The sequence below is a fragment of the Microbacterium oxydans genome (assembly GCF_006540085.1).
GTDB classification, from domain to species: domain Bacteria; phylum Actinomycetota; class Actinomycetes; order Actinomycetales; family Microbacteriaceae; genus Microbacterium; species Microbacterium oxydans.
The window spans coordinates 1-20,517 of sequence record NZ_BJOG01000002.1 but is presented as its reverse complement, the minus strand read 5'-3'; the positions used below and the strand labels follow the sequence as shown (position 1 = coordinate 20,517).

The 20,517-nt window shown below is 68.1% G+C and carries 21 protein-coding genes and 1 tRNA gene; 2 read left to right on the top strand and 20 right to left on the bottom strand.

Annotated features, from left to right (window positions below):
- Positions 1-19: 19 nt before the first annotated feature.
- From MOX01_RS05855 to mpaB (MOX01_RS05825), 10 genes are all read right to left on the bottom strand, one after another.
- On the bottom strand, positions 20-742 hold the full coding sequence (locus tag MOX01_RS05855) for an ATP-binding cassette domain-containing protein (protein WP_046747893.1): 723 nt from the start codon (positions 740-742) through the stop codon (positions 20-22).
- Positions 739-2,430, bottom strand: coding sequence for a daptide biosynthesis intramembrane metalloprotease (gene mpaP / locus MOX01_RS05850; RefSeq protein ID WP_141368861.1), 1,692 nt, complete (start codon positions 2,428-2,430; stop codon positions 739-741). The genes MOX01_RS05855 and mpaP overlap by 4 nt, the downstream gene beginning before the upstream one ends.
- Complete coding sequence (mpaM, locus tag MOX01_RS05845; protein WP_141368859.1) at positions 2,427-3,239, bottom strand: daptide-type RiPP biosynthesis methyltransferase; 813 nt, start codon at positions 3,237-3,239, stop codon at positions 2,427-2,429. Before mpaM ends, mpaP begins: the two co-directional genes overlap by 4 nt.
- A 65-nt stretch (positions 3,240-3,304) precedes the next feature.
- On the bottom strand, positions 3,305-3,424 hold the full coding sequence (gene mpaA3 / locus MOX01_RS19535; RefSeq protein WP_307723493.1) for an MpaA3 family daptide-type RiPP: 120 nt from the start codon (positions 3,422-3,424) through the stop codon (positions 3,305-3,307).
- Positions 3,425-3,460: 36 nt separating this feature from the next.
- Complete coding sequence (gene mpaA2 / locus MOX01_RS19490; RefSeq protein WP_257021928.1) at positions 3,461-3,586, bottom strand: MpaA2 family daptide-type RiPP; 126 nt, start codon at positions 3,584-3,586, stop codon at positions 3,461-3,463.
- A 41-nt stretch (positions 3,587-3,627) separates the two neighbouring features.
- The gene (mpaA1, locus tag MOX01_RS19485; RefSeq protein WP_257021926.1) at positions 3,628-3,762 is read right to left on the bottom strand and encodes an MpaA1 family daptide-type RiPP; all 135 of its coding nucleotides are present in this window, start codon (positions 3,760-3,762) and stop codon (positions 3,628-3,630) included.
- Positions 3,763-4,953, bottom strand: a complete 1,191-nt coding sequence (mpaC, locus tag MOX01_RS05840; protein ID WP_061016479.1) for a daptide-type RiPP biosynthesis dehydogenase — start codon at positions 4,951-4,953, stop codon at positions 3,763-3,765.
- Positions 4,950-6,209, bottom strand: coding sequence for a daptide-type RiPP biosynthesis aminotransferase (gene mpaD / locus MOX01_RS05835; protein ID WP_141368857.1), 1,260 nt, complete (start codon positions 6,207-6,209; stop codon positions 4,950-4,952). Before mpaD ends, mpaC begins: the two co-directional genes overlap by 4 nt.
- Positions 6,206-7,249, bottom strand: a complete 1,044-nt coding sequence (gene mpaB / locus MOX01_RS05830) for a daptide biosynthesis RiPP recognition protein (protein ID WP_061016475.1) — start codon at positions 7,247-7,249, stop codon at positions 6,206-6,208. The genes mpaD and mpaB (MOX01_RS05830) overlap by 4 nt, the downstream gene beginning before the upstream one ends.
- Entirely contained in the window at positions 7,249-8,301 is a 1,053-nt protein-coding gene (gene mpaB / locus MOX01_RS05825; protein ID WP_230977812.1) for a daptide biosynthesis RiPP recognition protein, read from the bottom strand. Before mpaB (MOX01_RS05825) ends, mpaB (MOX01_RS05830) begins: the two co-directional genes overlap by 1 nt.
- A 188-nt stretch (positions 8,302-8,489) precedes the next feature.
- On the opposite strand from mpaB (MOX01_RS05825), the gene MOX01_RS05820 reads away from it, so the two are divergent.
- Positions 8,490-8,574: transfer RNA gene (locus MOX01_RS05820), tRNA-Ser, on the top strand.
- Between the two features lie 177 nt (positions 8,575-8,751).
- On the opposite strand, the gene MOX01_RS05815 is transcribed toward MOX01_RS05820, so the two are convergent.
- From MOX01_RS05815 to MOX01_RS05780, 8 genes are all read right to left on the bottom strand, one after another.
- The gene (locus tag MOX01_RS05815) at positions 8,752-9,354 is read right to left on the bottom strand and encodes a GNAT family N-acetyltransferase (RefSeq protein WP_058632115.1); all 603 of its coding nucleotides are present in this window, start codon (positions 9,352-9,354) and stop codon (positions 8,752-8,754) included.
- A 29-nt stretch (positions 9,355-9,383) separates the two neighbouring features.
- Positions 9,384-10,016: a phosphatase PAP2 family protein gene (locus MOX01_RS05810; RefSeq protein WP_230977811.1), complete on the bottom strand. Its 633-nt coding sequence runs from the start codon at positions 10,014-10,016 to the stop codon at positions 9,384-9,386.
- A gap of 31 nt (positions 10,017-10,047) precedes the next feature.
- Positions 10,048-11,448: a multidrug effflux MFS transporter gene (locus MOX01_RS05805; protein ID WP_171011033.1), complete on the bottom strand. Its 1,401-nt coding sequence runs from the start codon at positions 11,446-11,448 to the stop codon at positions 10,048-10,050.
- Positions 11,449-11,601: 153 nt separating this feature from the next.
- Positions 11,602-12,756 (bottom strand): cystathionine gamma-synthase, encoded by a 1,155-nt coding sequence (locus MOX01_RS05800; protein ID WP_127012555.1) that lies wholly within the window; start codon positions 12,754-12,756, stop codon positions 11,602-11,604.
- Positions 12,757-12,831: 75 nt separating this feature from the next.
- Complete coding sequence (locus tag MOX01_RS05795; protein ID WP_141368855.1) at positions 12,832-14,208, bottom strand: cystathionine beta-synthase; 1,377 nt, start codon at positions 14,206-14,208, stop codon at positions 12,832-12,834.
- Positions 14,209-14,304: 96 nt separating this feature from the next.
- Positions 14,305-15,267: a carbohydrate ABC transporter permease gene (locus tag MOX01_RS05790; protein WP_046747883.1), complete on the bottom strand. Its 963-nt coding sequence runs from the start codon at positions 15,265-15,267 to the stop codon at positions 14,305-14,307.
- Entirely contained in the window at positions 15,264-16,403 is a 1,140-nt protein-coding gene (locus MOX01_RS05785) for a carbohydrate ABC transporter permease (protein ID WP_197073161.1), read from the bottom strand. The genes MOX01_RS05790 and MOX01_RS05785 overlap by 4 nt, the downstream gene beginning before the upstream one ends.
- 102 nt (positions 16,404-16,505) lie before the next feature.
- A complete protein-coding gene (locus MOX01_RS05780; RefSeq protein ID WP_046747882.1) occupies positions 16,506-17,822 on the bottom strand; it encodes an ABC transporter substrate-binding protein in 1,317 nt (438 codons plus the stop codon).
- A gap of 286 nt (positions 17,823-18,108) precedes the next feature.
- Here MOX01_RS05780 and MOX01_RS05775 point away from each other — a divergent pair, with 286 nt between their 5' ends.
- The gene (locus MOX01_RS05775) at positions 18,109-19,113 is read left to right on the top strand and encodes a LacI family DNA-binding transcriptional regulator (RefSeq protein WP_046747881.1); all 1,005 of its coding nucleotides are present in this window, start codon (positions 18,109-18,111) and stop codon (positions 19,111-19,113) included.
- A gap of 164 nt (positions 19,114-19,277) precedes the next feature.
- Here the strand turns inward: MOX01_RS05775 and rplL are convergent, their stop codons facing one another.
- Together rplL and rplJ are read right to left on the bottom strand one after the other, a co-directional pair.
- Complete coding sequence (gene rplL / locus MOX01_RS05770; RefSeq protein WP_046747880.1) at positions 19,278-19,661, bottom strand: 50S ribosomal protein L7/L12; 384 nt, start codon at positions 19,659-19,661, stop codon at positions 19,278-19,280.
- 48 nt (positions 19,662-19,709) lie between these two features.
- Complete coding sequence (gene rplJ, locus MOX01_RS05765; protein WP_017829129.1) at positions 19,710-20,198, bottom strand: 50S ribosomal protein L10; 489 nt, start codon at positions 20,196-20,198, stop codon at positions 19,710-19,712.
- Between the last annotated feature and the right edge of the window lie 319 nt (positions 20,199-20,517).

The following is a 20,517-nucleotide window of genomic DNA, read 5'->3' as shown; positions in this document are numbered from 1 at the left end:
TCCCCGCGGATGACACCCCTCATGCCGATGCTCCCTCGACGAGATCGAAATACCTGCTCTCGAGCGAGTCGACGTCTCCCGCCACGAGCTCGCTGAGCGGGCCGGCGAAGAGCGCGCGACGCTTGATGACCACGACCTGGTCGACGACCTGTTCGAGTTCCGGGAGCTGATGGCTGGAGACCAGGACCGTCCCTCCCCGCGCGACGAAGTCACGGAGGAAGCGGCGGAGCCAGCGGATGCCGTCGGGATCGAGGCCGTTCGCCGGCTCGTCGAGGATGAGGGTGCGTGGAGAGCCGATCAGTGCGGCCGCCAGACCGAGTCGCTGCGTCATGCCCGTCGAGAAGGCCTTCACCCGACGACGGGCATCATCCGCGAGGCCGACCTCTTCGAGCACCTCGTCCACGCGTCGACGGGGCGCGCCGGCTGCGAGTCGGCAGATCTCCAGATGCCGCCGCGCGGTGATGCCCGGTTCGAACCCGAAGCCGTCCATATGCACTCCGACGCGCGACGCCGGATCGCGCCGCGCCGCGAACGGCTCCCCGTCGATCAGACAGTCGCCGCTCGTGGGCCTGAGCAGACCGACGATGGCCCGCAGGGTCGTCGATTTGCCCGCGCCGTTCGGCCCGAGCAGACCGACGATCGAACCGCGCGGCACGGCGAACGACAGGTCCTCGACCGCCGCCCGATGCCCGAACCTCTTGGTGAGCGCTCGCACCTCGATCGCAGGCTGGTTCGTCTTCATTGCCTCTCCTCCTCTTCTGCCCACAGGGGCGACAGCGGCGCCATCACACCCCGCATCCAGAGCATCTGCCACACGTTGGTCGTTCCGAGGTCGATACGGGCCTGGCCGGTCGACGGGAGTCTCCGCTCCGGCATCTCCACGTCGACGGTCCCGACGACCACGGCGGGAACAGTCAGTCCCTCGGCTCTGACGGGGAACAGGGCGTCCACGGGAACCGTGATCGGTTGCGGCGGCTGGGGGCGGACACTGCCCACCCCCAGCGGTTCGTTCATGAGGATGCCGCGACTGCTCAACAGCACGCGGGCGCCGTCGGGCACCTCGACCGCGGTCCTTTCGCCTCCCTGGACGAGGCTCACCCGACCGTCGTCGGCGACGAACCCGAACGTCGCCGTGGCGGGAACGGGCAGCAGCGTGCCGGTGATCACGACCGCCGCAGCCAGGGCGACACACACTCCGACGAAGCGGACTCGGGAGACGCCGGAGCGCAGCACGCGGGAGAGCGCGCGCACCAGCAGGCCGCAGCCCACCAGGACGACGACGGCTTCGAGCGCGACCACGAACAGACCGAGCACCGGTCCCCCGTCGGCGAACGCGTGCACCGTCCTGGTCACCACGAGCACGACCATCACGACCGGGGCGAGCAGGCTCGTGAGACCGAACGGCACGCTCCACCACGTCTGCACGCTCCGGTTCACCGGCGCTCCGCCGAACAGCCGGCGGCTCAGCACGTTCGCACCGTCGCTGATGGTCCTGGCACGGAGGTTCGGCGTGTCGAGGGCGTTCATCAGGGCGATATAGCCGTCGAATCGCACGAACGGGATGAGGTTCACGAGCACGATGACGACGCAGGACGTGGCCAGAAGCAGCAGCACGTCTCTGACCGTGGACCGGGGCGCGGCGAGCGCGAGCAGCACCGCGGCCGCCGCCACGACGGCGTGCACCGCCGGACCTGCGAGCGCGACGGCCACGCGGTGTCGTCGGTCGGCGAGACGCCATCCGTCCGTGACGTCGACGAAGAACGCGGGTGTGAGATAGAAGATCATGAACCCGGCTCGTCGGGGACTGCCGCCGAACCTGGTGAGGGTGAGCCCGTGAGCACCCTCGTGGAGCAGGGTGATGAGCGAGAGCAGGACGATCAGCGTCAGCACCGCACCCAGCGGCAACGGCCGGGTGAGGACGTCTCGCAGGTCGCCGGCCTGCAGGATCGCGGCCACTAACCCGGCGCAGAGGAGCACGGCCACAGATGCCACAAGCACGCGAGAGGACGGGCGGAAGACTGCGCCGTCGAGACGTGCGAAGAGGGTGGGCGCGCGAAGGGTCGCGAATTGCAGGGTGAACGGCGGCCGGTAGCTGATGCGCCCGGGTGCGCGCTTCGCACCGCCCTCGAGCAGTCCGTTGTCCCGGAACCGTCCGACCAGTCGCAGAAAGCTCTCCGGCGATTCCGACGCGGCGAACCGTCGGTGCAGGGCCTGCACCGTGGTCCCGCCGTCCATCGCCGTCAGCAGTTCGATGACCGCGGGCGACACCCTCGACGATGGCACCCCGTCGACGACGGCGATCCACGCCGCGTCCTCGCCCGTGCTCTCGAAGACGACACCGTGGGCCAGCAGCGGGCAGGTGTCGGCTCCCAGCGGCTCCGTCGCCGGGGATGCCCGCCTACGGGAGAGCTTCCGAAGAACCGCCGTCATCCCGTGCCTCCCGGGGAGCGACCTCGCGATGTCGTGAGCAGGAGGATGTCCGTTCCCCCCGGCGAACGGACGGGAGCGACATCGGGCGCGGCGAATCCCGCCTCGACGAGTTCGCTCGACAGGACCTCGTGACCGAGTACGTGCAAGCGGCTGGTGAGCACGGGCACCGATGCACCGGCGTCGATGTCGGACGCTCGAACCCAGTTGACCACGCGGACGGCGCCGCCTTCCTCGATCTGCTGCGAGAAGAGATAGGTGTCCGTTCCGGCGGGTCCGGGGACCGTGATCTCCTCGTCTCTCGCCGACGCCAGGCTCTCCGCGGCGGCGCCACCCGCGACGGTCAGGGCGAAGACCCCGTCCGGGGTGAGGTGCTCATGCACGCGCGCGAACAGCAGCGATCGATCCTCGCGGTCGAGCAGGGTCACGGATGTGGCTCCGAGCACGATGAGCCCGTAGCGGCGTCCGAGGTGGAAATCGCGCATGTCCGCGACGATGCAGTCGAGCCTCGGGTGGTCGGGCATCGCACGGCGGAGGTGCGAGAGCATGTCTCGCGAGGTGTCGATCGCGGTCACCTGCTTGCCGGATCTCAGCAGCGGGATCGTCAGTCGCCCGCTCCCCGCCGCGATGTCGAGCACGGGGTCGGCGGTGACTCTCGCGAGCCCCAGCACCTCGCGGACCTCCACGCGATCAGGGCCGACGAGCCGCTCGTAGAAGTCCGTCCCCGCCCCGGTGTACAGGTCGAGCGGCTGCGCCACGGCATCGGCGCCGTCGAGCAGTGCCGATACGGTGTCGGTGATCAGGTCTGGCATTTCGGTTCATGGCCTCTCTGGGATCGGAGGGGAAGTGCGGGCGAGAGGACCCGCCCGCACTCCGGTCAGGTCGCGATGGCTGCCGCCCCGCCGATGATGGCGATGATGTAGCTCGCGTGCTCCCACCATTCGGTGGGCGCGTCGATCTGTTCGAGTTCCGAGAACTCCAGCGACGTCGTCTGCACAGTGCACCTCCTTCGATTGGTCCGTTCGGCAGCTGTCTAGGTCAGAGCGAGAATTCCGATGATGACGCCCACGGCGAATCCCCGCATGTAGTCATCGGTGTCGTTCAGCGCGTCCATGGCTTCGAGCTCTGTGAATTCGAGCGTCGGCATTGCGGCTTGCATGTTTCCTCCTTTCCGATGTCGACCACCTCGTCGGGATCGCGTCAGGTGGCAGCGGCCGCGCCGATCCCGATGAGGACCAGAGCACCGATCACGCCCTGATAGAAGCTGTCCCAGCTCGGCGCCTCCATCGCGTCCAGCTCCTGGAACTGGATCGTCTTCTGCGTGTTCTCCTTCATTCACTTCACCTCCTTCGGCTCGAACATCGACGGTCGGTCACCTGCACCGACCGCGTGGCTGCTCCAGCGGGATTCGCGGAGCACGTCGTGGAAGTCGCCTTCGACCAGGCCGGGCAGCATCGGCTGACGGTTTCCCCATGCGCGCTCCGTGGTGAGTGCGATGTGGCGCATCTCATGGGCCGCGGGGCGTGACGGAAGCGGGATCCGCCATCGCTCGACGAGTGCCTCGATGCCGGTGGCGGGATCGACGGGCAGGTCGATCACGCCGGCGACCTCGGTCCAGAAGCGCTCCAGGCTGCGCGCATCGCCCCATCGTGAGTCCCCGGCGCCGATGCGGCGCCAGACGGCGCCGCAGACCGCCGCCGTGGCGACCATCTTGCGAACGCCCAGTCGGAACGCCACCTCGTTCGCGAGGTACCAGTGCCGCGCGCTGAAGGGATCGCCGCCACGCAGCGCCGATGTGCGCTGCGTGGCGGCGCTGAGACGTGCCAGACGCGATCGTCCCGCAGTCGAGACGGTGTCGTGCGACGCCGCCGCGAGGAGGGCCCTGCCGAGGACGCTGGCGTCTCTGCGCGCTCTGTCCGTTCGCCGAGGACTCGTCGAGGCACCGGCGACACGGAGGAACGCCTCCAGCGCCCCCTCGGTCACCGCCGCGGAGGGGAGGGAGCTCAGCTGGCGCGGATCGAGCACGGCATGCCGCGGTCGCAGAGCACGGCCGACGATGAGACGGTAGCCCTGGTCGTTCTCGAGAACGGCCACGCAGTTCGTCTCCGACGAGGTGCCGAGCGTGGTCGGCACGGCCAGGAGGTCGACAGCCGGCGCCGCATCGGGCAGTACGGTGAGGGCCGATCGCGACGCGTGGCCGATGGCGTAATCGAACATCCGTCGAGACACGAGCACGAGCGCGGCGATCTTGCTCGCATCGAGAATGCTCCCGCCCCCGACGGCCACGACCCTCCGCGGCGGACGGCGGATGATCTGCCGCGCGATCTCCCGCACGGTCGTCACGTCCGCCCGTTGCGCGTCGACGTCGATCCGCCGTGCCGCGCATCCGGCCAGGTGCGACGACGGGACGGCCGTGTCCGCGATCACGAGGGTGTCGTGTCCGGCGGTGAGGCGCGTGATCGTGCGCGATGCGCTCCCGTCTCCGTACCACAGCGTGGGCACACGCGCCGAGAAGTCCGTGATCATGCCGCTGCACCCCGCGTGTGGGCGAGCCCCGCTCGCACCGCGGTCTCGGTCTCGCGGAGCTCCGCCGCGTCGAATCCGTACGCGGGTATCAGCTCGATGGAGCTCGGGCCCGGCTGCACCAGCACACCGCAGCGGGCGATGGCCGAGACGACCTCCAGCACCTCCGGGCCGGACAGCCCCGTCTCGTCGGGGTGTCGCAGACCCAGACCGACGAAGCATCCGCTCCCGGTGATCTCGGTCACCACGCCGTCCGCTTTCAGCCGCGCGGCCAGGTCCTGCACCTCGGTCGCGAGCGCCTGGGTGACGGTCTCCACGTCGATGCGCCGCAGTTCCTCGATCACCGCGACGATGGCCGCGGCACACGCCGGGGTTCCGGCCTGCGTCTCACCGTGGACGAACGTCCACCCGCCTCGGATGAATGCCGTGGCGATACGCGGACCGATCAGGAGGGCGGCGGCGCCCATCACGCCGTTCGTCAGCGCTTTCGAGAGGATGAGCACGTCGGGCGGCGCGGCCCACCTGTCGGTGGCGAACATGATCCCGGTGCGCCCGAATCCCGTCGCGACCTCGTCCGCGACGATCAGGAATCCGTACTGTTCGCGCAGCGCGAGAAGGCGCTCGACGAACGCACGGGACAGCGCATATGCGCCGCTGCCGAGCACGGGCTCCACGACGACCGAGGCCACTCTGGTGCCTTCCCGCTGCAACAGCGCGGCCAGCTCCTCGCCGTCGTCGGCGTGGGAGACGTGGCGGACCGCGCGACGGTCGACGCCGTAGACGGACTGCAGCAGGTCGTCCCCGCTGAGGACGTGGCTGCCGTACATGGTGCCGTGATAGCTGCCCTTCAACCCCACGACCAGCGACCGAGCCGCCGAGCCGGTCTGCGCCCAGTACTGCCGTGCGAGCTTCATGGCCGCGTCGTTCGCCGCACCACCCGAGGTGGAGAAGATGACCCGGTCGTACCGGCCAGGACCGGCGAGCTCGATGAGGGCATCCGCCGCGTCTTCGGCGTAGCGATGCGGCGCCCGGAACAGCGACAGGTACGACGCGTCATGCGTGACCCTGGCGACGGCCTCGCCGATGGCCGGGTTCCCGAAACCGAGCGGCACGTTCCAGAGGCCGCTCGTGGCGCACAGGCGCGTGGAGCCGTCGGCGAACGCGATCCGGTGTCCGGTGGCGCCGACGGCGACGCGATCCGGCGCGAAGGTCGTGTCCGCGGGGAGCATCGACGTCCACAGGGCGTGCGGTGCGGTCATCGTGGCGCCTCCTCTGTAAGCCGTCCGGAGAGAGGTCTGCCGCCGTGGATCCCCAGCGCGATAACCGCCTCGCGGCACAGCGCTCTGGCGTGGTCGTCCGGAATGCCGAGCGCGCGGGCCACGCGTTCCGTCGCGCGGTCGGGTGTGCTCGAGGTCTGGACGAGGGCCACGACGCGGGCCGTCTGCGGTGAGAGCAGCTGACGACGCAGAGTCGTCGTGTCCGCGAGCACGAAGCCTTCCGGGGTGTCGAGGAGGAAGGGGTCCGATGAGCGGGGCTCGGCGTCGGCGAGGTCGTCGTCGACGAGCAGCCAGCCGAAGCCCGAGATCCGCGCCGTCCCGTTCCCGAGCCCGAGCATCTTGATGAGGTCGGTGGCCCGGAGGTAGCGCCCGATCCACTCGTGAGCTCCGAGGTCGCCGGCGATCCGCTCCCTCGGCGCGATGCCGGACAGGGAGGCCGCGCGCGGCAACGGGGTGGCGAGGATCGCAGGCAGGTCGCCGACCTCTCCGAGCACCTCGCCCTGCACGCCGGCTCTGACGGCTCCGTCGTCACCGATGTGCAACGCGCTCGGGACATCGGAACCGTCGGGCACCGATAGCGTGTGCCGATCGGCCAAGAGCACGCGCGGATCGATCAACGCCGTCGGGAACACCCCCGTGTCCCGAGCGAGTTCCGCGTCGTCGATGAAGGCCTGCCAGCTGGAGGCATCGAAGAACCGGACCGCCGTGGGCCCGATGATCTGGATGAACGCCGCGGCGACGTAGTCCTGGAGCTCGACGCCGCGCTCACCGAAGAACACCTCGTCCCCGGGCTCACTCACGGCGCCGTCGTACCTGCCGACGCCGGCGACGCCCTCCCACGACGGGGTGCCCTCGGGCAGCAGGACCAGGTCGTCGCTCCCCGCCACGTGGCGGACGGCATCCGTCTCAGCACCGCGCTCCACGAAGAAGATCCGTGAGTGATGCTCCCGCTCTCCGGTGATCCACTCCCGGAATGCTCGCGCTCCGAGGAGGTGCGGATCCGTCGCGTTCTGCCCGGGCATCAGGAGGCGGCCCGCCGACTCGCGCCGAGATCGATCCCCGCATCGCGCAGCTGGTCGCCGAGTCTGTGCATCAGCGGCGCGATGCCCGTCGGCCGCACGCCGAGTTCGAAGGCCAGCAACCCTGTCGCCGATGACTCGTCTCCGGTGGCCAGCAGGCATTCGGTTGCCCGCGCAGCATCGATTCCGAGTCGGAGATGTATGCGGCGATGCGGATCGACCAGGACATACTCCTCTCCGTCGTCCGTCATGAGCAGAGGAGCGTCGGCCGACACGACGACGGGAAACGCCGCACTCTCGTCCAAGGCTCTGATGAGGTGTCCCCCGAAGCCGGAGATGGTCGGACGGCCACGGCTCCCGCGCCAATCCCGCAGCGCATCGAGCGCTGCCAGGTAGCGCCCGAACCACGGACGGTCGTCGAGGTCGGCATCGAGCACGCGAGGATCCATGATGCGGGCGAACGGCCTTCCGCGTCCGCCGACTCCGTCGGCGGCGACCCGCACTTCCGCTCTCGCGTCGCCCACCTGGCCGAGTAGCGCTCCGTCCGGGCCGTCGCGATACTCTCCGTCCGCCGTCACGTGCACGCGGACGAGGCCGCCACCGCACGCAGCGCTGGCGAGGAACGACGCGCGGGATTCCAGAGTCGCCATGGGGCTCAGCAGCTGGCCGACGAAGATCCCGTCGTCTCTGGCCGTGTCGGCATCGCTGAGGAAGGCAGCAAGCCCTTCGGCGCTTCCCTGACGGATGACGGTGGGCGAGACGATCGAGAGGAACGGCGCGGCGACGTACTCCTGCAGCTCGACGACGTGATGAGCGTCGAGCACCAGTCGGTCACCCGGCTCGCGGAAACGACCGCCGTACTCCATGACGTTCTCCTGCGCGAAGGAGGTCGAACGCGACGGCGTGAACACGACGTCGTTCCGCCCCGCCTCCCGGAGCACATCGGCCAGATGCGTCGCCGTCTCGAGGAAGAACACCGCCCCATCGCCGAGAGCACGCCGTCCGCTCACGTATTGCTCGAAAGCCGTCACGGTGCGGTGGCTGCGTCTCGTCATCGTCGAACTCGCCTGCATGCTTCCCCCAGAGAAACGTCGTATCGCGATCGAAGACGATACGTCCTCACATGAGGCTATACACGTGACGGGTGACGTGCAATATTTCACATCGATGGACGTTCGCGCGCGGACTCCCGCCCTGTCACGCAGCCCTCCCCGCATCGGATAGGATGGACAGGTTGTTCCTTGGTGACGTGTCCGAGCGGCCGAAGGAGCACGCTTGGAAAGCGTGTGTTGTGCAAGCAACCGCGGGTTCGAATCCCGCCGTCACCGCCGAAAACGAGAAAAGCCTCCGCGCCAGCGGGGGCTTTTCTCGTATTCATCGAGCGCTGGGGATTCGGGGAGGCGCGAGCGCAGCGAGCACCGGAGTCCCGCCGTCACCGCCGAAAACGAGAAAAGCCTCCGCGCCAGCGGGGGCTTTTCTCGTTCGTGTCGGGCGCGGTCCTCCGCTCAGTCGTCGAAGCGCACGCCGTAGATCTGTCCGCCCGGTTCCGCCGGCAGTCGCGTCATGCCGAGGCGCTCGTAGAAGGCGGCTGCGCCCGTGTTGTCCGGGTCGATGCCGAGGTGCAGGCCGCGCACTCCGCGTCGGGTCAGCTCGGCGAACAGCGTCTCGATGAGTAGGCGCCCGAGTCCCTGCCCCTGGGTCTCCGGAAGCAGATCGATGTGCAGGTGGGCGGGGTGGTCGACGACGTTCGGCTCGATGCCGGCCGCGCGGCTGTAGCCGTAGTCGATCATCCTGTCCTCGCGGGTGACGATCTCGGCCGGTCGCGGGTAGCGGGCCTCGAGGGCGGGCCACCACTCCTCTCGGAACCACGTGTAGAAGTCGTCGGTGTCGTCGGTCGCCACGATGTAGCCGATCGTCCGCTCGTCGTCGCTCTCGACCACCCACGCGAGGTCCGGATGACGCTCGGCGTAGGGCACGGCGAACAGGTCGCCCCACAGCGAGTCGTCGGAGAGGACGCCGGTGGCATCCGCTCCGGCATCGGCCGTCTTCACGCAGATCTCGTACAGCGCGGCACGATCGGTGGGGCGGTACGGACGGATGCGAGACAAGACGACTCCTCTGGAGGGAACGGGGCCTCTCAGCCTATCGGCGCCTCGACCGCCGGCTTCCCGTTCTGCTGCACCCACGGAAGCAGCCAGGCGGCGAGCACCAGCACGACGCCGGCACCGACCAGAGCGCCGCCGAGGGTGTCGCTGGCCCAGTGCACCGACAGGAAGGTGCGCGAGAGCGCCATTGCGAGGATCCACGCCGCACCGACGATCGCCACCCAGACCCGCGGGAACAGCACCCAGAGCACGACGGCGATGGTCGCGGCGTTCGCGGTATGCCCTGAGGGGAAGGAACCGTAGTCGCTCACCACCAGCATGTCGTCCGGCCGAGCGCGGCCGAACAGCTGCTTGAGCACCTGCACACCGGCGGCGCTCGCGGCGAAACACAGCGCGGCGAACAGCGCACTGCGCCACCGACGCGCCAGCACGAGCGCCAAGATCACCAGCAAGGGCACCCCGAAGATCGCGACCCATCCCCCGCCGACCCAGTTCAGGACGAGGGCGAAGTCGACCATCCAGTCGGCCCTCGCTCCCGCGACGGTGTCGTTCCACCAGTTGTCGAAGCCCGGCGTCTGCGGGTAGGCGAACACCACCACGGCGCCGAGAATCGTCGCGAGCGCGAGGAGGCCCACTCCCCACCACAGCAGCATCCGCCTGTTCATCGTCCCATTCTGTCGGACGATGCCTGAACGCTCAGGGAGCGAGCATCCCGACCGTGCGCGGGCGTACCACGAACCAGAGCGACAGGATGCCGATCGCGGCGCAGCCGACCATGACGGAGGCCATGGTGGTCGCGGTGATACCCGCGTCATGCGAGAGCCAGCCCACGACCGGCGAGATGAGCCCGGCGACACCGAAGTTGGTCGCACCGATGATCGATGCGGCGGTCCCTGCGGCCTTCCCATGACGGTCGAGCGCGAGGACCTGCACGTTGGGGAACGTGAATCCGCAGGCCGTCATGAAGACGAACAGCGGGATGACCGTACCCCACAGCCCGAGACCGAGCTGGTCGGTGACGATGATGGCCGTTCCGGCGATGAGCAGCACGGCGGTGGAGTAGGCCATGACCCACTGCGGCCCGAAGCGCGCGGCCAGACGTGACGCGGTCTGGACTCCGACGACGACGCCGAGCGAGTTCACCGCGAACAGCAGACCGTACTGCTGCGCGTCGAGCCCGTGCGTCACCTGGAACAGGAAGGGCGATGCCGACAGGTACGAGAACAGACCGGAGAACGTCATTCCGCCGATCACGAGCACGCCCAGGAACACCCGATCGGACAGCACCGAACGGTACCGCTGCAGCATGGTGGCACCGCCACGGTCCTGACGCCGCGCGACGGGAAGGGTCTCCGGGATGAACAGGATCGTCGACAGCAGCATCACGATGCCGTAGGCCGCGAGCACCCCGAAGATGCCGCGCCACGGCATGAGCGTGAGGAGCCAGGAGCCGATGAGCGGCGCGATGACCGGAGCCACACCGGAGACCAGGGCGAGGCGCGAGAGCATGACGACGAGTCGACGCCCGCCGAAGAGGTCGCGCACGATCGCCATGGCCACGACTCCTCCGGCCGCAGCGCCGATACCCATGAGCACGCGTGCCACGCTGAGCAGCGCGAGATCCGGGGCGAAGGCTGCGCCCACACTGGCCAGCACGTGCAGAGCGGTCACCGCGATGAGCGGCACACGGCGCCCGACCTTGTCGCTGAGCGGACCGACCACCAGTTGACCGAGCGCGAAGCCGATCATCGTTCCGGTCAGGGTCAGCTGGATGGCGGCTGCCGTGGTCTGGAAGTCCTGCTCCAGAACCGGGAAGGCGGGAAGGTAGAGGTCGATCGTGAACGGGCCGAGGGCCGTGAGCGCGCCGAGCAGGATGATGTACAGCGTGCGACGGCCGAGGGAGATGGCATCGCCCGGGTGCAGCATGATCGGCGCGGTCGCGGGGTTCGCGCCGAGGGTGCGGATGGCGCCGGTCGCGGTCGGGATGCGGATGCTTCCCGTCGCGGTGCGTTCCGGCGGCGAGATCTTCGGTGCGTCATCGGCGGAATCCTCCGCCTTCACGACGGGGAGGGAATCAGTGCGGGGAGCGTCGGACACGACGTCCTTCCAGAGTTCAGGGGATGCAATGGTCGAATCGATTCGACCAGGGGAAGCCCCCATGTTACCGCCGCCCGGACCGCTTCCACACGGACGAGAACGGAGAACGCACCCCCGCGGATCCGCGGAGGTGCGTCTCAGAAGGCGCCTCGATCAGCGCGAGATGCGGTCGAGTCCCTGCTCGAGGTCGGCGATCAGGTCGCCCACGTCTTCGATGCCCACCGAGAGCCGCACGATGTTCTCCGGGACGGCGAGCTCGGTACCTCGTACGGACGCGTGCGTCATGTCCGGCGGGTATCCGATGAGCGACTCGACACCGCCGAGCGACTCTGCGAGCTGGAACACCGAGGTGCTCTCGACGAAGGCGCGCGCCGCGTCGGCGCCGGCCGCGAGACCGAACGACAGCATCCCGCCGAAGGCGCTCATCTGCTTCGCCGCGATGTCGTGGCCGGGGTGAGAGGCGAGACCGGGGAAGTACACCTGGGCGAACTCCGGGCGGGCCTGCGCCCACTCGGCGATGGCCTGAGCGTTCTCGGAGTGCTGGCGCATCCGCAGCGCGAGCGTCTTGATGCCGCGGGTCGTCAGCCAGGCATCCAGCGGTGCGGAGACCGCGCCGACCGCGAACTGCTGGAACTTCACCTGCTCGAAGAACCGATCGTCCGCGAACACGACCGCACCGCCGAGCACGTCCGAGTGGCCGCCGAGGTACTTGGTCGTGGAGTGCACCACCAGGTCGGCGCCGAGCGCGAGCGGCTGCTGCAGCGCCGGCGAGGCGAAGGTGTTGTCGACGACGACCGTGAGACCCGCCGCATGCGCGATCTCGGCGATCTGCGCGATGTCGACGATCTTCAGGAGCGGGTTGCTCGGCGTCTCCAGCCAGACGATCTTCGTCTCGGGGCGGATGGCGGCTCGGAGCGCGTCGATGTCTGCGAGCTCGACCGTCGTCGTCTCGATACCCCAGGGCGCCAGCACCCGGGTGAGGAGCCGGTACGTTCCGCCGTAGACGTCGTTGCCGAGCAGGACGTGGTCTCCCGGCTTCAGGATCCCGCGCAGCAGCGCGTCCTCCGCCGCGAGCCCCGAGGCGAAGGACAGCGCGCTCGCACCTCCCTCGAGAGCCGCGAGCTGCGTCTCGAGCGAAGAACGTGTGGGGTTCCCCGCACGGTTGTACTCGTACCCTGAGCGCAGGCCCCCGACGCTGTCCTGCACGTGCGTGGAGGACTGATAGATCGGCGGGATGATCGCGCCCGTGACGGGGTCTGGCGCTTGTCCTGCGTGGATGGCTCGGGTGGCGAAGGCGTGATCGGACATGCTCCTCAGCCTACGTCCGCGCTCGCACGGACGGCCGTCCGGTTATGCCCCGGGTCGGCCGATATCCCGACATCCTCAGCGCGACAGATAGGCGAGCAGATCCTGACGCGTCAGCACCGTGTGCGGCTTGCCGTCTTCGGTCACCAGCAGCGCGTCGGCATCGGCGAGCGCTGCCTTGGCCTGAGCGACGGGAGCGTGGATGCCGACGAGCGGCAGCCTCTCCCCCACGTGCGCCCCCACGGCGTCCGTCGCGTTCGCCTCACCACGGAACAGCAGGTCGAGCAGCCCCTTCTCGTCGACGGTGCCGACCACCTCGCCCATCATCACGGGCGGCTCGGCGCTCAGCACGACCAGCTGCGAGACGTCGTACTCGGTCATCATCCCGATGGCCTCGAGCACGGTGTCGGTGGGATGGGCGTGAACCAGGTCGGGGATGCCCGCGCCCTGTCGCGACGGACGAGCGGCGAGCACGTCGGCGACGGTCTCTCCCTCCTCCAGCTCGCTGAAGCCGTAGGAGCGCATCCATCCGTCGTTGAAGATCTTGCCCAGGTAGCCGCGCCCGCCGTCGGGGAGCAGCACCACCATCACGGCATCCGCGGGCAGATCCCGCGCGACGCGCAGCGCACCGACCACGGCCATGCCGCTCGATCCGCCGACGAGGATGCCCTCCTCGCGGGCAAGCCGCCGCGTCATGGCGAAGGCCTCTGCGTCTCCGACCGCGACGATCTCGTGCGGCACGGTCGGATCGTAGGCACCGGGCCAGATGTCCTCGCCCACGCCCTCCACCAAGTACGGACGACCGGTCCCGCCGCTGTAGACGCTCCCCTCGGGGTCGACTCCGACGATGCGCACCCGTCCGTCAGAGACTTCACGCAGGTAGCGACCCGTGCCCGTGATCGTGCCACCGGTACCGACGCCGGCGACGAAGTGCGTGACCTCGCCGTCGGTGTCGCGCCAGATCTCCGGCCCCGTCGTCTCGTAGTGGCTACGCGGGCCGTTCGGGTTCTCGTACTGGTTGGGCTTGAAGGCACCGGGGATCTCACGCGCGAGCCGGTCGCTCACGCTGTAGTACGACTCGGGACTGTCGGGGGCCACCGAGGTCGGCGTCACGACGATCTCGGCGCCGTAGGCCCGCAACACGTCGATCTTGTCCTCGCCGACCTTGTCCGGCAGCACGAAGACGCAGCTGTAGCCGCGCTGCTGAGCGACGAGCGCCAACCCCACTCCGGTGTTGCCGCTGGTCGCTTCGACGATCGTGCCCCCGGGCTTCAGGTCGCCCGACGCCTCCGCGGCATCGATGATCCGCGCGGCGATGCGATCCTTCGACGACCCGCCGGGGTTCAGATACTCCAGCTTCACGAGCACTGTGCACGCCACACCCTCGGTGACGTGATTCAGCTTCACGAGGGGCGTGTCGCCGACGAGGTCGACGATCGAGTCTGCGTACTTCATGACTTCAGGGTAGACGCGCGGATGCCGCGACCGGGGCTGTGTTGCACCCGACCGCGGCATCCGTCCTCTCGAAAGGCCCCCGGTGTCTCTCGAAGGTCAGCCCTTCGTCGATCCGGCCAGCAGGCCGCGGACGAAGTAGCGCTGCAGAGCGAAGAACACGATCAGCGGCACGATGATCGACACGAAGGCGCCCGCCGTGAGCAGATACCAGTCGTTTCCTCTGGTTCCGGTGATCTCGGCCAGCAGCTTCGTGATCGGCGCGGCAGCTCCATCGGCGAACACCAGTCCGACGAGCAGGTCGTTCCAGACCCACAGGAACTGGAAGATCGCGACGGATGCGATCGCCGGCATCGTCAGCGGCAGCACCACGCGGAAGAAGATCTGGCCGCGGGACGCACCGTCGACGCGGGCCGCCTCGATGATCTCCCCCGGGATCTCCGACATGAAGTTGTGCAGCAGGTAGATCGCCAGCGGCAGCGCGAACATGGTGTGCGCGATCCACACCTGCGCGTAGCCGTCCGACGCGCCGAGCGGCTGCGTCACCTGGAGGCCGAAGAGATTGATCCCTCGCGAGAACGAACTCAGCAGCGGCACCAGGGCCATCTGGATCGGCACGATCTGCAGGGCGAACACGAAGATGAACAGCGCGTTGCGGCCCTTGAAGTCGATCCACGCGAAGGCGTAGGCCGCCATCGAGGCGATCATCAGCGGTACGAGCGTGGCCGGGATCGTGATCGCGATCGAGTTGACGAACGACTCGAGGATCGTGAGCTGCGTCGTGCCGGACTGCAGCACGTCGACATAGTTCTCGATCGTCACCTGCGGATCGGCGAAGAACGTCCACCATCCGCTCGACTGGATCTGATCGCGCGGCCGGAACGAGGAGATGAACAGCCCGAGCGTCGGGATCGTCCAGAGCACCGCGATCACGATGGAGGCGACGGACGCCCAGGGGCGCGACAGCTTCTTGCGAGCGCGTCCCGCGGAGCCTTCGATGCCGCCTCCGGTCGTGATGGCGCGGGTGCTGACAGCGGTTTCGGACTTCACGGTGTCGGTCATCGGATCTCCCGCTGCTTCTTGATCTGGCGTGCGTTGTAGATGACGATCGGCAGCACCAGGATGAACAGGATCACGGAGAGCGCGGCACTGCGTCCGGCCTCGAACTTCGAGAACTGGGTGTACATCTCGTTCGCGAGCACCGAGGTGCCGTAGTTGCCGGCGGTCATCGTCCTGACGATGTCGAACACCTTCAGCGAGGCGATCGAGATCGTCGTCAGCACCACGATCAGTGCGGGGCGGATGGAGGGGATCGTCACCGAGATGAAGCGCTCCCAGGCATTCGCACCGTCGAGCTCCGCCGCTTCGAGCAGTTCCTGCGGCACGCCCTTGATCGACGCGGACAGCAGCACCATGGCGAAACCGGTCTGCACCCAGATGAGCACCACGATCAGGAACAGCGTGTTCCACGGCTCGTTCAGCAGCCACTGCTGCGGCTCACCGCCGAACCACACCATGATCTGGTTGAGCAGACCGATCTGCTCGAACTGGGGGCCGCGGTACTCGTACATGAACCGCCAGATGATGCCAGCCCCGACGAAGGAGATCGCCATGGGCATGAACACGAGGACCTTGTAGATCTTCTCGCCGCGGGTGCGGTCGATGAACACCGCGTAGGCGAGACCGACGATGGTCGACACGGTCGGGACGAGCAGCACCCAGATGATCGTGTTGACGACCGAGGTGATGCCATCGGACTGCGTGAAGATCCACAGGTAGTTGGCGAACCCGACGAAGTCCTTCCCCGACGAGTTCAGGAACGACGAGTACATCGTCTGGATGGACGGCAGGATCAGGCCGACCAGCAGCAGCAGGATGGCTGGTGCCATGAAGGCGACGAGCTGGATCAGATAGCCGGCGCCGTCGCGTGATCGATAGTCGAGCCAGAAGAACAGCGCCCCGACCGCGACCGCCACTCCCATCGCCCAGTAGTAGGAGTTGAAGAACCACATCACGGCGAACGGGATGAGCAGGCACATCGCCAGCCGGATGCCGGTGTAGAGCGCTCCCCTGCGTGGAGCGATGTCCACGAGGAACAGGATGAGCGCCACGACCACCGCGAAAGCGATGACGACGGCGACCGCCTGCAGGATCGGCGGGAGCGAGCCGATCCACTGGAAGAAAATAGTCGCGTTCACGGATTCCCCTTCATCACGCGGAGCGTAACGACGACCGCGCATCGGCGTGCGGCGTCGAGAGAAGAGGAGGGCTGCCTCCCAGAGGGCAGCCCTCCTCGTCTATCAGCTGGCGGGCCAGCCCGTCTGGATCTGCGTGAGGACGTCGTCCGTCGGCGTGCCGTTGACCCAGGCCACGATGCCCTTCCAGAACGTGCCGGCGCCGACGGCACCCGGCATCAGGTCGGACGCGTCGAAGCGGAAGGTGGTGTCCGGGTCCTGAAGGATCTTGATGGTCTCCTGCAGGATCGGATCCTTCGCGTTCGCCGGGTCGAGCCCGTTGTTGGCCGAGGTCACGCCGCCGAGGCTGACGCGGCTGTTCGCCCACTCAGGGCTCGAGAGGTACTCGAGCACCTTCTGGGTGGCCTCGGAGTCGGTGAACGCTCCGACGATCTCACCGGCACCGGTCACGGCCTTGTCGTCGGCGCTCTCACCCGGGAGCATGAACGCCCAGACGTCGCCGTCCTCCGCGACCGTCGTGCCGTCGGGGAAGAAGCCCGAGAGGAACGAGGCCTGGTGCGTCAGCGCGCACTCGCCGGCGGCGAGCTTGGGAGCGACGTCACCGAACGCGGTGGAGTTGATCGAGCGGACGTCACCGAAGCCGGCGTTGACGTTGGCCGGGTTCAGCAGGACCTCGCCGACCGAGTCGAACGCCTGCTTGATCTGCGGGTCGGTGAACTTGACCTCGTTGGTGACCCACTGGTCGTAGACCTCCGGACCGGACTGACGCAGCACGTAGTCCTCGACCCAGTCCGTGCCCGGCCATCCGGTCGCGGTGCCCGACTCGAAGCCGGCGCACCAGGCGGGCGTGCCCGTCGCAGCCTGGATCTTGTCGGTGAGGGCGCTCATCTCATCGAGCGTGGTCGGAACCTCGACGCCCCATTCCTTGAACTTCGCGGGCGAGTACCAGATCCACCCCTTGACGTTGGCCATGAGCGGAGCGCCGTAGAAGGTGCCGTCGACCGTGCCGTAGTTGACCCAGTCCTCGGTCCAGTACTCGTTGGCGTTCTTCTCGACCGCTTCCGGAGCGGGCTTCAGGTAGTCGCGGTTGGCGAAGTCGGCGAACAGGCCCGGCTGCGGGAAGATCGCGATGTCCGGCGGGTTGCCGCCCTGTGCGCGGGTGCCGAGCTGCGTCTCGAAGTCCTGGCTGCCCTCGTACTTGATCGTGATGCCGTTCTCGTCGGCCCAGTCCTTCCAGGACTCCTGGAGGAGCTTCGCCTCATCGTCGACGATCGTGCCGTAGATCGTGACGGTGGCGTCGCCTCCGTCTCCTCCGCCGGTGCTCGGTGCTCCACCGGGAGCCCCGCATCCGGCGAGCGCGATGCCCGCGACCCCCAGCAGGGCGAGCGGCGCGTAACGCCGGGAACGCTGTGACAGAGTCATGTGAATTCTCCTCTTCGAGTACAGGTTCCCGACTGGTGCGACGCCACCCCGGGGCATCGTTAGGGAACCGATTCCAGGCCAACCTACTGGCGATCAGCATCACCGCACAACACGCTAGGGTCACAAGCTCGCAACCATTCGCGGTGCTCGCATCACACACATGGGAGCGCTCCCTCGCCGAACGCCTGGAACCGGTTCCTTTTTCGCGTGCCGGCGGCTACGCTGTGACGCGGCGCGCACCCTGCGCCGGGTCCACGCAGCCGCGTGATCAGGTCGAGGAGGACCGATGAGCACGATCGCGGACGTCGCGTCACGTGCTGGCGTGTCGAAGGCCACCGCGAGCCGCGCCCTGAGCGGCCGTGGGTACGTGTCGACAGCGACCAGGCAGCGCGTCGCGGACGCTGCGCGCGAACTCTCCTACGTCGCCCATTCGTCCGCGACAAGCCTGGCGACGGGGCGCACCCGCACCGTGGGAGTGGTCATGCCCCCAGTGGACCGATGGTTCTTCGCCGAACTGCTCGCCGGAGTGCAGGAGTCGCTCTTCGCTCTGGACTACGACCTGTCGCTGTACGGCGTGCCCGAGGGCTCGAAGACCAGGGAGCGGCTGTTCGAGAGCATCCTCCCCGGGCGCCGCTTCGACGGCATCATCGCGGTCGGCATCCAACCGAGCGCCCGTGAACTCGAGCGACTGCAGCAGGCGGGGCGCCCCCTCGTCAGCGTGGGGCCCTACAGCGAGGGGTCAAGCGCCGTGTCCATCGACGACACCGCCGCCGCGCGTATCGCCACCGAGCATCTCATCGAGCTCGGGCACACCGACATCGCCTTCGTCGGCGGATCGACGGATGCCGCGGAGCTGAGCTTCGGCGATGCACAGCGACTCGACGGCTATCGTGGCGCCCTGCGGGCCGCTGGTCTCTCGGCGCACGCCCGCATCGCCGGCGCGGCCCCGACCATGCCCGGCGGCTATACGGCTGCGGCCGGACTGCTCGGCGACAGACGCCGACGCCCGACCGCGATCGTCGGAGTGTGCGACGAGGCCGCGATCGGCGCGATCATCGCGGCCAGACGTCTGGGGATCGCCGTTCCGACGGAGCTCAGCGTCGTCGGAGTCGACGATCACGAACACGCGGACATGTTCGCGCTGACCACGATCGGCCAGTCGCCGCGCGACCAGGGCCATGAGGCCGTGCGCCTGCTGACGCAGCAGATGGAGGACCCGGACGCTCCGCTCGAGCGCGTCGACGCCGCATCCGCCCTCGTGGTTCGCAGCTCTACTGCTCCCCCGCGCTGAGCTCGCAACATTCCGGGATGCCGGCGGCGGTGCCGTTGCCGGCAGCCCTCGGTGCCGTCGGCGCGAGCAGTCTGGGACGCCTGGAACATCGGGAACGCCCCGGGCACGCACGAAGGCCCCGGGCGAACCCGGGGCCTTCGATCAGAAACGCGTGAGCGTCGCGATTACTTGAGGGTAACCGTTGCGCCTGCCTCTTCGAGAGCAGCCTTGGCCTTGTCGGCGGTCTCCTTGTTGGCGCCCTCAAGGACGGCCTTCGGGGCACCGTCGACGACAGCCTTGGCCTCGCCGAGACCCAGCGAGGTGAGCTCGCGGACGGTCTTGATGACCTGGATCTTCTTGTCGCCAGCGGCCTCGAGGATGACGTCGAAGGAGTCCTTCTCTTCCTCAGCCTCAGCAGCGCCTGCGCCACCCGCAGCACCGGCGACGGCGACGGGAGCAGCAGCGGTGACCTCGAACTTCTCCTCGAACGCCTTCACGAACTCGTTGAGCTCGATGAGGGTCAGGCCGGCGAACTGCTCGAGCAGTTCCTCGGTGGAAAGCTTCGCCATGATGTATCTCCTAGATAGATGGGGTTTGTAGACGAGATCGCCGGTCGCTTACGCGGCCTCTGCGGTCTCCAGCTTTTCGCGAAGAGCATCGATGGTGGCCGCAGCCTTGCCCATCGTCGCCTTCATCATGCCCGCAGCCTTCGCCAGCAGAACCTCACGGCTCTCCAGCGCGGCGTACTTGTTGACCTCGTCCGCGGTGAGGGCGTTGCCCTCGAAGATGCCGGACTTGATCACGAGAAGCGGGTTGGCCTTGGCGAAGTCACGCAGAGCCTTGGCGGTGGCGACGAAGTCACCGTGCACGAACGCGACGGCCGACGGACCCTTGAGGTCGTCGTCCAGCGCGGAGATGCCAGCCTTGTTGGCGGCGATCTTGGTCAGCGTGTTCTTCACCACGGCGTACTCAGCGTCCTGACGGATGCTGTTGCGCAGCTCCTTGAGCTGGGCAACCGTCAGACCGCGGTACTCGGTCAGCAGAACGGCAGTCGAGTTCTCGAATGACTTCGTGAGCTCGGCGACCGATGCATCCTTCTGCGCCATGGTCACTCCTTGGTGTGTACGAGGCGCCGCACGGTGGTGAGGCGCCGACCTGGACCACCTGCAAAGAGAAAAGCTCCGGCGCAAGCGCACGGAGCTTTGGAAAGTTCGTGTCCTGCGCGGGCCCCTGCGATGCAGAGCTTCGATCCTGTGCACTCACGCGCACACGATGACCAGCGGTCTTCGGTTCCCGACAACTCTACCCCACCCCCGCCTCTCCCCCCAAATCCCCCCTCCCCCGTCCCCCTCCCTCTCCCTCCTCACCCCCTCGTCTCCGCCGAGACCCACGTTCCGTATCGAGACCCACCCTCGGATGCGCGTT